Consider the following 13,971-nt stretch of genomic DNA (forward strand, 5'->3'; position numbering starts at 1 on the left):
CTATAAGAGTGCTTTTTTTTTGGAAATATAAATCTCGTTAAGATTACGACAGTACAATTTATAAGTTGCTTTCTTCTGTTTAGGAATCCAGCCAGTTTTTAAAATTATTAATTTCTTTTTTGCTCAAAATAATAGGTTCGCTATCCGGAATAGAAACATTTAAAAGCAATTCGATTTTTTGACTCGAATGTTTAATGATTTCCTGAATGTGATGACGGTTGATAATATATTTCCGATTCACTTTAAAGAATAGAACGGGATCAAGTTTATTGATTAAATCCTTTAGATTACTATTGTACAAATAACTGTTGCCTGAATTGGTATGGATAAACAGATGTTTTCCTGTGGCAAAAAAATAAGTAATCGCCGTGTCATTTATAGAAATGAGTTTGTCTCTGTGATTTACCAAAAAGTGATGTTGAATGTTGTTTTGGTTTTCAATTTCTACAAGCGATTCAACTATTAAGCTGGTATTAAAGGTTTCTTTTATGTTTTTATATTTGATTAAAGCCTCCAATAATTCTTCTTCTTCATAAGGTTTTAGAAGATAATCGATCGTGAAATGTTTAAAAACTTTTACCGCATAAGAATCATAAGCGGTGATAAAAATAACAGGACATGAAACAAGAGTCTGCTCAAAAATGTCCAGACTTTTTCCGTCTCCCAAATGGATATCCATAAAAGCAAGATCTACTGTATTTACTTTAAAAAAAGCAACGGCGTCTTTTACAGATTTCAGCACCGAAATTTCGCTGATAGAAATTATAGTTTGTTGTTCCAGAATTGATTTCAGATAGCTTGAAGCAAGATGTTCGTCTTCAATAACGACAATTTTCATTTGGTTTGTTTTTGGGCAAAGTTAAAAAAAAAGCTCCGTTAAAAACGGAGCTAATTCATTTACAATTCAGGATTGTTTAATCGTGCATCTTTAGGAAATGGTATCGTATAACGTGGATCATTTTCGATCAATGTATAGTCTTTTCCATCTATAGTATGTATGATTTGTTTTTGAGAAGTTCTTCTTAAATCAAACCAACGGTGACCTTCGATAGCAAACTCGCGTTGTCTTTCCTGAGCAATAAAATCAAGAAGCTCTGCTTGTGTCATTGCATCAACAGTTATACTCAATGTAATATAGCCAGTTGTATTGTATCTGTTTTTGATAAAAGTCAGAACTGTTGTTCTCGCTGTTGCAAGATCATTTAATTGTGCCGAAGCTTCTGCTTTTGTCAAATATAATTCAGCGGTTCTAAAAGAACATTTTTGGCTAATTTCTCCACCTTTTTTAAACCTGAAATCACTTCCGCTTGCTTGAAAGTACAAAGCAAAACGTAAATCATTTGTTTTATCATAAGCATCTGTTAACGTTGGTGCAGCATTTGTCGCTCCTTTTATATCATTATGAAAAGTATCGTCTAATGCCATTATAGATTCTACACCATCATAATAATTAGGTAAAACAGCTGTAGCGTTTAAGTCGGTTAAAGTGTTTTTGTACGTCATTGCTTTATCAGCAGCTTCGATTGCTTTTGCCCATTCTTTTTGATATAGGAAAATACGAGATTCAAAAGCATAAAGTGCCGCTTTAGAGAAACGATAATTGATTCCTTTTGTTTGAGTGTTTAAGTTTAGCAATTTTTTAGCTTCTTCTTTATCAGCAAGAATTTGTTGGTAAATTACCGCTACACTTTGAGGAGTATAAACTTGCTCTAAATCTATTTCTAAAGCCAATGGCACACCTCTGTCTGTTGCAGCTGTTGCAGCATTATAAGGTTTTCCAAACAAGTTAATCAAATCAAAATAAGTATAAGCTCTTAATGCATAAGCTTCTCCTAGTAATTGGTCTTTTTCTGGTGAAGCATCCAATTTTTTACTGGCATCGTTGATAACAACATTCGTATAGAAAATAGTGTTGTACAAAGCTGCATAAGGATAAGTAAAAGTAGCTCGGTCAGGATTCGAATCATTCCAGAGGTAAGCATCTCTATAGTATGAAAAATCACCACCAGACTCATCTAGTAACACTTCGTCTCCTCTTACGGAAGCAAGTGATTTATGTCTTGGAAAAACGAAATATCCTTTGGTTAATACTGCTCTAAAATCAGTTAAGGTTTCCGGAATTACTTTACCAACAGGTTTTACGTCAAGATAGTCGTCACAGCTTATTGTAGTGCAGGCTGCAACAAAAAAGAATGCGTATTTTAATATATTTTTCATTTTAAATCAGTTTAAAAAGTTAGGTTACATCCTAAAGAAATTGATCTTGGGATTGGTTGTGCATAGATATTTCCGAAAGTTTCCGGGTCAAAATAACCTTTGTAATCAGAACTAATTACAAATAAGTTTCTTCCTTCGATACTAAATCTAACATTCTCCATGTGGATGCTTTGAAGTGCTTGTTTAGGTAAAGAATATCCAAAACGAACACTGCTCAAACGCATAAAACTCATGTCGTGAACCCATGTATCCAAGTACTTGTAAGTATCGATTGGAGTTCCTCTGTTATAAAATTTATAAGCCATCCATGAATCTCCTGTTCCGGAAGTCGCACTAGTAATACCAGGTAGGTTAGAACTGGTATTTGTAGGTGACCATGCATTAAGGATATCAGTAGTATAATTTTGACCACGGTCTACAATTGCTCCGTTATAATTTGGTTTTTCAACAACAGTTTGATCGATGTTAAAAGTAGCTGCAATTGTAAGATCAAAATTTTGTACTTTAAAAGTATTGGTAAAACCACCAGTAAATTTAGGATCTAAATCTCCAACATAAGTAAACAACTCTTTTATTTGATCTGGATTAAGAGATGTTTCAGCAAGTTCTCCCGGTAAAAAATCTGCGTAGGGGTCAAAAAGGGCAAAAAAGGTCTGTGAGTTTACAGTTTCTCCTTTTTTATTTACAAATAAAGGGAAACCATTTTCATCAATTCCTGCAGTTTTTAATGCAAATACTGCATTAACCGGGAGTCCTTCTCTGGATGGTAAAAATTCGTTAGATTTTACTTGAATACGATCTACGTTACTTTTATTATGAGAGAAATTAATTGTTGTACTCCATTTAAAATTTGGGTGATTTATGTTTTGCGTAGACAAAGCGATTTCATATCCTTTGTTAGTTACCTGCGCCCAGTTAGCGTTTGTAAATTCAAATCCGTTTTCAAGAGGCAGAGATTGTAAACCAATTAAGTCAGTACTTTTTCTTCCGTAAACATCAGTTACAATACTCACACGGTTATTGAATAAACCTAGATCTAAACCAAAGTTAGTATTGGTTGTTTTCTCCCATCTTAATTTATCATTTGGAGGAGAAGCTACGTCAATAGTAGGCTCAGTTTGTCCTGGTAAAATAACAGCAGTTTTATATTGTCCAACTACATAAGGTGACGTGTTTTTGTCAATATTTCCTTGTAAACCGTAAGAAGCACGTAATCTTAAATTAGAAATCACATTACTGTCTTTTAAGAAGTTTTCCTGAGATACTAACCAAGAACCAGAAGCAGCCCATAATGGCAAGTATTTGTATTTAGGATCTGCTCCAAATAAATCTGAACCGTCGTAACGCACACTTCCAAAGAAAGTATATTTTCTGTCATAGGTATAAGATGCGGTTGCAAAAAATGATGCAAATGCATTTTCGTTTTCATTTTTCAAATAAGTTCTCCAGTTCGCATTAGCGGCAGTATCTGCATTTGGGAAAATAATTTGAGCTGTAGTCAATGTTTTCGGATCATAACCAAAACCTTTTGTTGAAACAGAAGTACTATGGTTTTTTCTCAATTCACTTCCGGCCATAACTTCTATCTCATGTTTTTGACCAAGAGTAGTGCTATAGTTTACCATTGTTTTCCAGTTGTATTGGAAAAAATCTGTGTTTGAATCTTGAATAATTCCGCCATCAGGAAGGAAATAAGTAGGAACACCGTTTTTGAATACACGTGATTTTTCTCTTTCTTTTCTGGTAAAATAAGTTTCTTTACCGGCATACTTTTCAGATGAATTATTATCAAACTGTAAGCCTATTTGTGAACTTACTTTTAAGTCCTTTGTAATAGCATAATCAGCATCAAGTATTGCTTTTATAGATCTTGTTTTTAATTCATAAGAAGTGTTTTCTCTTTCTTCTAAGATATTAAAAGGAACATAACGATCTGAATATCCATAAATGTCTTTGTCATATTTGTAGCTTCCGTCAGCATTGTATGGAGTCAAATATGGATTTGCATTTCTGGAGTAGTTTGCAGGATTTGTAAAAGCATCTGTATCTGTAATATAAGATTCTGTATCGCTTTGAGTACCAAAAAGTCCGATACCAACATGGAATTTATCTGTTATATCAAAGTTGTTTTTTAAAGTAAGGTTGTATCTGTTGAAACCAGTTCCAATAGTAGTTCCTTCTTCATTAAAAGCTCCTAAAGAGAAATAGTAATCAGATTTTTCTCCACCGCCTGACAAGCTTAATCCGTATTGAGTATTTATAGCACTTTGGTACAATAAATCACCCCAATTTGTATTGTTGCTTCTTAAAGCGTTGATAGAATTTTGTGTTTGTGGACTTAGAGACGAAAAACCTCCCGATCTAAAGGCTCCTAATTCATTAGCCTGGTTAAGAATACGGGAAATTTCTCCGTTTGTGTCTCTGTAAGTCAAATCTTCTCTAGAAGCTAGCGAAAGTTCTAAATCTACTTTTTGAGAAGAGTTTAAAAGGTTTAATTTAGAAAAATTAGGTTTTTGAGTAGCGAAAGTATTCACATTAAAATCTACTCTCATGTTTCCTTTTTTTCCTTTTTTAGTGGTTACAACTATAACTCCATTTGCAGCTCTTGCTCCGTAAATAGCCGTTGCAGCAGCATCTTTTAATATCGTAATATCTTTGATATCGTCAGGATTTAATCCTGCGATAGAAAAGTTAGTTAATACATCAATATTGTCTTTGTCATAATTTTTAGGAACATCATTTCCTTCAAGAGGCAAACCGTCTAAAACCCATAACGGATCTGCAGAACCTGAAAGTGATGCTGTACCACGAATTCTGATTTTTGAGATTGTTCCCGGAGCTCCTGTTTGTTGTGTTACGGCAACACCCGCAACCTGACCAATTAACATTTTATCTAAACTGGCAACACCCGCTTGTTGAATATCTGCCATCTCAACTGTTGCAATAGCTGAAGTCAGTTTTCTTTTCTCGATTTTTTGGTAACCTGTTACCACAATCTCTTTCAATTCGCTTACATCAGATTTTAAAGAAATAGTGTAATTATTCTGAGCAGTGATATCAATCGTATAAGGCTGGTACCCCATATAAGTTACTCTTAAACTTTTGATGTTGCTGTTAATTCTAAATTCAAATGCACCATCAAAATCAGTTACGGTTCCTAGACTCGCACTGTGAATTACACCTTTTTGTTGTGTATTGTTTGATACGGAACTGTTCTCAAGAAAAACAGTAACTCCCGGTATCGGCAATCCGTCTTTGGAATCAACTACGATCCCTTTAATTGTCCTTTCCTGCGCATACCCGGATAGGGTAAGAAGGAAACTCAGCATGTAAAATAAATTTTTCATTAGGTTTTGTGTTTGGAGTTTGGTTAAAAATTTTATAATGTGTTGTTTAATGCTCTTTCAATACGTTGAATCAAATCGAAATAATGATTCTTGGTTTCTTGATTTCCAATACTTCTTTTAGATTTTAATAATTGTAAAATCTGATTCAATTCGCCTTTTTTATCAGAAGTAACTTCTGTAACTCTTTTTAAAGAAGACTGATTAATGTTACGTGCCATTTTTGAATTATCTAGATAATCACATAATTGCGGCATATTTAAATTTTCGTTTAACTGAATTCCTTTTTTAGCATCAGTCTTTTCAAAAAGTTTATTTGTCGAAACAATCAATACATCTACGTAATTTTTTTGAGTCAAACGTTCAAGGATCGTAAGTGACTTATTTTGTATGGTTGAAGCAAAAATGTTTTGACGTAGTGTCTGGAATAATTGGGTAACCGTAAATATATTTTCCTTAGTACCATTACGTTGAAACAACTCGTTTTCGGTCATTCTCAATAAACGATCATCGCTTAACATACTATAGAAAACACTGTATTGTAATTCTCTTGCCAATGTATAAGGCGTATATTCAAATGGTCCTAGCGGCGAATCTTGCAGTGGATTTGTTTTATCCAAAATCGGATTAAAAAATAACCACTCCGGAAGCGCAATCGCGTTTTTCAATAAATACGCTACAGCTCTTTTTTGTATTGCAGCCGGAACCGGAACATAACTTGCTTTATTATCACCGTGAACAGTTGTATTCAAATAAATACCACCCAAATTGTTTAATACGTGATAGTTGTACAAATTCCATTGACCAATAGCACCTATGTAAAGTTTACCGGTTTGGTAATAAGATTCGTCTTTATCATAACTCCATTCCAGAATATTGCTTACCACTCTTTTTAGATTCTTAAGACCATATTCACTGGCTTTCATAGCATCATCACCTAAATCTTCAGATTGTGAGCGGGGATCTATAGTATTTTCTCTGTCTTGTTGTTCACCGTAGAAATAAAGAGGATCATTTTGATGTTTTGCAATCAGATTGTTTAATTCTGTATGTTCTTCAGTTTGATCTGCATACCATTTGTAACCCCATTCGATAGCATATTTGTCGTATTCACCAATTTTTGGTGTAATTGCTTCTACATGATCTTCGGGTTGAGCAATATAATTGTAACGCGCATAATCCATGATCGACGGAGCAGTTCCGCCCATTTTTGCCGTAAAAGCTACAGATCTTAACGATTCTACCGGATAGGCAAAAGAAGCTCCCATATTGTGTTTCAGACCAAAAGTATGTCCAACTTCGTGAGACGATACAAAACGAATAGCTTCACCCATGTGTTCGTCACTAAATTTGTTTCCTCTTGCTTTTGGGTCAATTGCTCCGGTCTGAATACGCATCCAGCTTTGTAATGAAGTCATTACATTATGCCACCAGATAATATCAGATTCGATGATTTCTCCACTTCTTGGATCTACAACTGCAGGTCCCATAGCATTTGATTTTTGCGAAGCCACATAAGTGATAACCGAGTAACGTACGTCATCAATATCAAAATCAGTATCATCTGCAGTAGGTTCTTTTGCGATTACAGCATTTTTAAAACCTGCTCTTTCAAAAGCCACTTGCCAATCGCGAACGCCTTCTATAATATAAGAGCGCCATTGTTTAGGAGTCGATGGATCGATGTAGTAAACAATGGGCTTCTTAGGCTCTACTAATTCGCCATTTTTGTATTTTTCAATGTCTTCTTTTTTAGGTTCTAATCTCCAACGCGTGATTAATTCTTTTTCAAGAACGGCATGTTGGCTGTCATTAAAGTACCAGTGTTTTTCTGAAAAATATCCAATACGTTTATCTGCAAAACGAGGTTGCATAGGCACTTTGTCCAATAATATAATATTAGAAGTAACCCCAATTGTAACAGACAGAGCAGGACCGCCCTCGCTTACAGAAGTGGTAAGCTGGGATTTAACCACAATATTTTTAGGGAAAGTTTTTACACTTTCGATATACGATAAGTCCGATTTTACAGATCCGCCAAAACCAATGTTGCTTAACACATCATTGAAACTTTTTTGTTTTCCGTCAAAGACTTTATTTACTTTAATAACAATCGAAGTCGAATCGTTATTTTTTGTTTCGATATCAAAGACCTCTATAATAGATTCAGAAAAGTTACTGTTTACAGAAGCGGTGATAGCATCGAGAGCCGGAGATGAAACTTTAGGTTCTGATGATTTTACCCAAACTTTTTTTGCAACTAGATCTTTATGAAAGGTGATGATTTTATTTTCGTAATTCATTCCTCTATTTAATCCTGCTTCATTAACTGGTAAAGGAACATTTGAAATTTTATTTACCACTAAAAATTCTCTTTGAAAAAGGGAATCATTTATTTCTAAATAAAGATCCGTTTTTACCTGAATCGTATTGAACAATCCTTTTTTGAAAATTCCTTGTTTTACAAGATCATTATATTTTTTCCCCTTTGGAGATTTAATTGAATCTTTAACCTCTTCAGTTTTATCTTCTTTGTTCTTTTTATTCTTTTTTTGAGAAACCATCGTTCCGGTACTAAATAATAGCGCCAGTACTAAGATGATTTTTAGGGTTCTCAACAATGCCTTTTTCCCCATTTAAAGTTAATTTTAGGTTAATTTTATGCTAAAAATATAATGTCGGCTTTGTTAAAAAAAACAAAAAGGAGTGAGTGGCTTTTTTTTGGGAGTGAATGTTTTTTTTTATCCAATTAAGGGTAAAATGCAAGTAAAATCTCCGTCTTTTTTGAAGGTTTTAAAGTCCTTTTTAGAATAGTAATTGTAGATACTTTCTAAGTATTTATGACCAAACTTAGATTCCTTTCCAAAGTTTTGCTTTTCGTTTAAGTTATTGGTAATGATTACAACATTTTCTTTAATAGCAATGGTTATTTTCAACGGATTTTCATCAGAAGCGATATTGTGTTTTATGGCATTTTCAACCGCAATTTGAAAAGCTAAATAGGGAACTTTCTTAGCCAATATGCTTTCATCTTCGATAGTAATCGTAAAGACAAATTCTTCAGTAAATCGGGTTTGTTGAAGAAAGATATATTTTTCGATAAAAAGCAATTCTTCCTGTACCGTCACAATATTATTAAGTGGCGGATTAATCAGGTATCTGTAAATTTTAGAAAGATTCAGGGTGAATTTTCGCGCCACTCCCGTATTACTTTCAATAAGCATATAAAGCGAATTCAAAGAATTAAATAAAAAGTGCGGATTAATTTGCTCCTTTAATTGTTGGAGTTGGATTAATGCTTTTTCTTTATTTATCTTTTCATTTTCAAGAAGAAGTTTGTTTTTCTCTTGTGATAAGATTTCTTTTTCCTTAAAAGTTCTGCGCGTGAAAATGGTAAATAAATAAAAGAACACAATTAAGAGTGCAGTTGTAATAAAGTAAATTAGCGAAGCATATTTTTTTACAGCATCTACATCTTCGGTTGAAACCTTTTTAGGAAAATTGACACACAAATACCAATTTGTTCCTTTTATGTTCAATCGTTTGGTGTATCGTACAATGTCCAGACCTAGATATTCTGAAAGTGCGGTTTTTTTGCTAAAGCTGTCGATATCCGTAAAAGTGGTATCGTGAGCAGACATGTCGGTGATTTTAAAAATATTCTTCTTCAGTAATTTTATTTCTGGATGATAAAGGATCGTTCCTTTTTTATCAAACACAAAAGCATAATTGGACACTTTTTGATCTACCGTCGAAAAGTAAGTTTGCAGTGATTGCAAATCAATATCATATCCGTATCGAATTATAGTGCCATTTGTGGCTACATATTTATAATAAATACGCCAGAAAAAATTCTGATGATCTTCAACAATACTATTAAACTCGTTTTGCGTTCCGTTTTTAGCAATAAAATCTTTTATAGAAGTTTCTAAGTTTTCACTGTTTTTAGAAGTAGTGAATTCTATTTTCTGATTATTAATCTGAAACCAGTTGTTTTTGACAAGACTGTCGTTGGCATGAATTGAGCTTAAAACTTTTAAATTATCAGATAAGTTTTTGGTATTGCTCATTTCAACAATACGTTTTAGCTCATTTTTAGTTTCAAGAAAATGCGACAACTCCTTTGCCATCACTTCCTGTTTTTTCAGAACGCTGCGATTTTGAGTTTCACTATTCGTTTTTTCGGTGATTTGAGTTATTAGACCACTTAATATATAAATAGAAAGCAGCGTAAGAATAATGAAAATGATTCCTAAAATGAAGAAGTTCCTACCGGAAAAAGTATTTTTAAATGTAAATTTCAAGGATGTGTATTAAAAGGTAAGGGCACCTTAAAGCTCTTACAGAAATGTGGTATTATTTTTTTTTCGAGTGCAAATATAGAATTTTTTGACTGATACCGTTTTAGTTATAAAAAGTTAGCACTTATTTCGTGGATGCATTTAGTAAAAATCTTGTTAAGGGGGAGAAAGGGCTATTTTTGTTTAAGGTTTCAGGTTTCAAGTTTGAAATGGGTGTCAGGCTTGTGTGGATTTTTATCGCAAAGAGCGCAAAGTTTTTTTGCCAAGCAAGATTTTATGAAAACGCAAAGTTCGCAAAGCTTTGTATTAAAACTTTGCGAACTTTACATAACCTTTGCGCTCTTTGCGGTTAAATCATAAAGAGTTTCTATTCTCATTTCAAACCTGAAACCTGAAACCTGAAACCTGAAACCTGAAACAAAAAAAACAATTAACCAATTTGAAGATGTTCCAGCGTTTTTCCAACCAAAGTTTTAGTTGCAACTGATTTGAAACCTAGTTTTAAGTATAATTTTTTAGCATTCGGATTTTCTTCGTCGACCAATAAACCTAAAGTCTGATTATTCTTGGTTACAAATTCCTCAATCAAAAATTGCAGTAGTTTTGATCCGATGCCTTTTCCCTGATGGTTTGGATTCACGCCCAAAGAATCAATGTAGAATTCTCCGCTTTGGGTTTCGTTTTCAGGATTAAAATCGGGATTAAAGTTTGCCTGAACATATTCGATAATTGGTAACCTCAACGTGATTAAATCAGCTCCGTTGTAAATATTTACCACGCTAATAATTTCATTGTTTTCTTCGGCTACAAAACAATTCTGATACGAGTATTGATTGTTTTCTTTTTCTACAAAATACAGTAAAAAGTCTCGGGCGTTATCGTAATCTTTCTTTCCAATAAATTTATAGATAATGTCTTCCATTGCCAATAACAAACATGGTGCAATAAATTCTGAATCGGTTTGAGTGGCTTTTCTAATAATCATTTATCTGTATTTTTTATGAATTACAAAATTACGCCAACTTTTAGCGTTAGTTCTAATTTCTAACACTAATTAACATAATGTTTGAAATTGAACATGATGTTGGTTTTGTATTTTATTAGAATGGAAAATGCTTAATGATCAGAAATTATAACACCAGGTTTTACTTTATTTGATTTGTTCATTACGAATAATAACAGCGGCAATGTGATCACAAAAAATAACCCAACAATTACAAAAGCATCTCTGTAACTTAATAACGACGATTGTCTGAGTATGACATTTTCCATCAGTTTTAATGCTTTTATTTTGGCTTCATTGTAAGCAAAACCTTTATGCTGAAAATAGTTTATATACGCATTAATTCTATCCATTGCTTTTACATTATCTGGCGTAACATTTGAAATTAATACGTTTCGATGATCGGCAAAACGATGTGCGATATAAGTGTTTATAATCGATACGCCAAAAGAACCACCAAGCTGACGCATCATATTATTTAAAGCGGCACCTTGACCAACATCTTTGTCTTTAAGTGAAGAAACGGCTAGCATTGTGAGAGGAACCGTAAGCAAAGCAAGACCAAGCGCTCTAAAAATAAGTGCCGTTGAAACTTCGGCTGCGCTGGTGTTTAAGGTTATGCCGGACATTCGCCAGTTGAAATAAATAAAGAGCACAAAGCCTAAAGCAATAATCGCAACCGGAGATACGCCTTTTTGTAATAATGTACCACATATTTTTAGGGCGAGCAATGCCATTAAAGCGCCGGGAAGCAAAAGCAAACCCGTTTGATAAGGCGAAAAATTTAAAAGTCGCTGCACAACAACGGGACTCAGATAAATAGAAATAAACATTCCGAAACCGGTTACAAATGTTAGAATTGCGGCTATAATAAGAGATTTACTTTTAAGAACCCTGAGATTCACTACGGGTTTATCCACTTTTAATTCCCAATAAATAAAGAGGCATAAAGTGGTCACGGCAATAACAGTTAAAACAATAATGTATCGGGTTTCGAACCAATCTTCGACTTCGCCTCTTTCGAGAACAGTTTGCAGAGAACCAACTCCAATTGCGAGAAGTGCAATTCCGGTCCAGTCGACTTTTGCTTTTTCGGGTTTTACAGGAGGTTCTTTTAGGAGAAAGTAACAAGAAATAGCAACCAGAATTCCTATCGGGATATTAATTAAAAAGATCCACGGCCAATCATAGTTTTCAGTAATATAACCGCCAAGAGTTGGACCAATTGTTGGACCAATAAAAATTCCTGCTCCAAATAAAGCACCCGCGGTTGATTGTTTTTCTTTTGGAAAAAGTTCAAATACGACCACCTGCGATATGGACAAAAGTGCGCCTCCGCCAATTCCTTGTAAAAATCTGAAAAATACCAACATCCAAATAGAAGAGGAATGTCCGCACATGAAAGAACAAAATGTAAAAAGAATTACAGAGCCAATGTAATAATTTCGTCTTCCGAGATTGGCACTTAAAAAACTCGTAATCGGAATGATGATTACGTTAGCGATTGCATAAGCGGTAATTACCCACGAAGTATCTTCGAGAGTTGCGCCCAGGTTTCCGCTCATGTGGTATAAGGCTACATTGACGATCGAAATATCAATAAGCTCCATAATTGCAGCCAGAATTACGGTAAAAATGAGTAGTTTTCGTTGAAAAGGTGTCATAATTATTAAATTATACCAATCGGTATATTTTTGATTAAAAAAAAAGTATTATCTCAAGGGTTTTGTCATTTCGACGGAGGAGAAATCCTCGAAATGACAATATTGTGTTTAAGCTTTGTGCTTTGCGAGATTAATTATACCGACTTAAGAATTTCTTTTGGAAAGATCTGTTTTAAGTAGGTTGGTGTAAGCTCTGGCAATTAATCTGGTTTGATCTTCATTCCATATTTCGCATTGCGCATTGACCATTTGTTTTCCTTTTTTGATGACAGTTGTTTTGGCAAAAATAGTGTCTCCAACTTTCGCTGGAGCGAAATAATCAACTACAAGATTTATCGTAACATAAAAACTGTTTTCGTTATAAGAAAACATGGTTGCACCAATGCAATCGTCTGCAATTGCTGCTGTAACGCCACCGTGCAATGTTTTAATAGGGTTTGACATTTCTTCTCTAATTAGATATTTAAAAGTTACACTTCCTTCTTCGGCTGCAATTACAACAGGTCGCATCCAGAGCATAAAAGGCGATGGCGAAGCGGTAAATTCTTTGTCAATGTGGTTTTGGAGTTCTTGTAATCTTGAAATTGTTTCCATTTTAGTTTTGATTTTAATTTATTATACCAATCGGTATATTTTGTAATAAAAAAATAGTTGTTGTTTTATTCTAAGTCTTCGATGACCTTATTTACGGAAAGCATTACAGTCGATAAATCTTTTAAATCTCCTGTTATTTTTGAGATCATTACGCCGCCTTCAATAAGGGCAATTATCGTCAATGCTGTTCTTTCCGGATTTATTTCTTTGGCTTTAAACTCGCCCAAAAGAATGCCTTGTTCTATGAATTGAATCAGTTTTCTTTTCCAAAAAAGGATAATTTTTTCTACGTTTTTTCTAAGAATCGGATGTGTATCGTCAGCTTCTGTAGCGGTATTTAAAATTGGACATCCGCCTTTTGTTACTCTTAGATCCAGATAGTTAGAGTAGAGTCGGGGATAAACCAGTAGTTTGTCTTTAAAGGTATTTTGTTTCTCGATTTCCTGTGTAAAAGCATCTTGCAATCTCTTCACATTGTACTTAAATGCGGCAAGAGCAACCTCATCTTTATTTTCAAAATTACCATAAATACTGCCTTTTGTAAGTCCGGTCGCTTCTGTAATATCACTCATAGACGTGCCGCTGTATCCTTTCATATTAAAGATAGGCGCAGTCTGTTCGATAATAAATTGCTTGGTTCTTTCGGCTTTACTCATGATAATCAAAATATAACAATGCAAATATATACCAATCGGTATAATTGTTTTTTATTTTTTGAGAATTATTTTAAACACATAGCCGAGAAAATCAATGTATCATTAAGTTAAAAGCTATAATAATATGACGAATAAATCTCTTGCAAAGGCACAAAATAGCAAAGTCTAATCTCATTTTCTTTGTGGCTGTTA

The 13,971-nt window shown here is 33.8% G+C and carries 9 protein-coding genes; all 9 read right to left on the bottom strand.

The features are described 5' to 3' along the window. Positions 1-79: 79 nt before the first annotated feature. Positions 80-838 (bottom strand): LytTR family DNA-binding domain-containing protein, encoded by a 759-nt coding sequence (locus tag LPB88_RS16955; protein ID WP_230716828.1) that lies wholly within the window; start codon positions 836-838, stop codon positions 80-82. A 59-nt stretch (positions 839-897) separates the two neighbouring features. Beyond that, positions 898-2,217, bottom strand: a complete 1,320-nt coding sequence (locus tag LPB88_RS16960) for a RagB/SusD family nutrient uptake outer membrane protein (RefSeq protein WP_230716829.1) — start codon at positions 2,215-2,217, stop codon at positions 898-900. A gap of 11 nt (positions 2,218-2,228) precedes the next feature. Next, positions 2,229-5,564 (bottom strand): SusC/RagA family TonB-linked outer membrane protein, encoded by a 3,336-nt coding sequence (locus LPB88_RS16965; protein WP_230716830.1) that lies wholly within the window; start codon positions 5,562-5,564, stop codon positions 2,229-2,231. Between the two features lie 32 nt (positions 5,565-5,596). Beyond that, complete coding sequence (locus tag LPB88_RS16970) at positions 5,597-8,197, bottom strand: zinc-dependent metalloprotease (protein ID WP_230716831.1); 2,601 nt, start codon at positions 8,195-8,197, stop codon at positions 5,597-5,599. A 105-nt stretch (positions 8,198-8,302) separates the two neighbouring features. Then, positions 8,303-9,865 carry a histidine kinase gene (locus LPB88_RS16975; protein ID WP_230716832.1) on the bottom strand — a complete coding sequence of 521 codons (1,563 nt, stop codon included), beginning with the start codon at positions 9,863-9,865 and terminating at the stop codon, positions 8,303-8,305. 427 nt (positions 9,866-10,292) lie between these two features. Continuing rightward, positions 10,293-10,847, bottom strand: coding sequence for a GNAT family N-acetyltransferase (locus LPB88_RS16980; protein WP_230716833.1), 555 nt, complete (start codon positions 10,845-10,847; stop codon positions 10,293-10,295). A gap of 131 nt (positions 10,848-10,978) precedes the next feature. Then, positions 10,979-12,529: a DHA2 family efflux MFS transporter permease subunit gene (locus LPB88_RS16985; protein WP_230716834.1), complete on the bottom strand. Its 1,551-nt coding sequence runs from the start codon at positions 12,527-12,529 to the stop codon at positions 10,979-10,981. A gap of 144 nt (positions 12,530-12,673) precedes the next feature. Further along, positions 12,674-13,123 carry a PaaI family thioesterase gene (locus LPB88_RS16990; RefSeq protein WP_176427490.1) on the bottom strand — a complete coding sequence of 150 codons (450 nt, stop codon included), beginning with the start codon at positions 13,121-13,123 and terminating at the stop codon, positions 12,674-12,676. Between the two features lie 65 nt (positions 13,124-13,188). Beyond that, the gene (locus LPB88_RS16995; RefSeq protein ID WP_230716835.1) at positions 13,189-13,779 is read right to left on the bottom strand and encodes a TetR/AcrR family transcriptional regulator; all 591 of its coding nucleotides are present in this window, start codon (positions 13,777-13,779) and stop codon (positions 13,189-13,191) included. Between the last annotated feature and the right edge of the window lie 192 nt (positions 13,780-13,971).

The sequence above is a fragment of the Flavobacterium sp. JAS genome, from assembly GCF_020991455.1.
In the GTDB taxonomy this organism is placed as follows: Bacteria; Bacteroidota; Bacteroidia; order Flavobacteriales; family Flavobacteriaceae; genus Flavobacterium.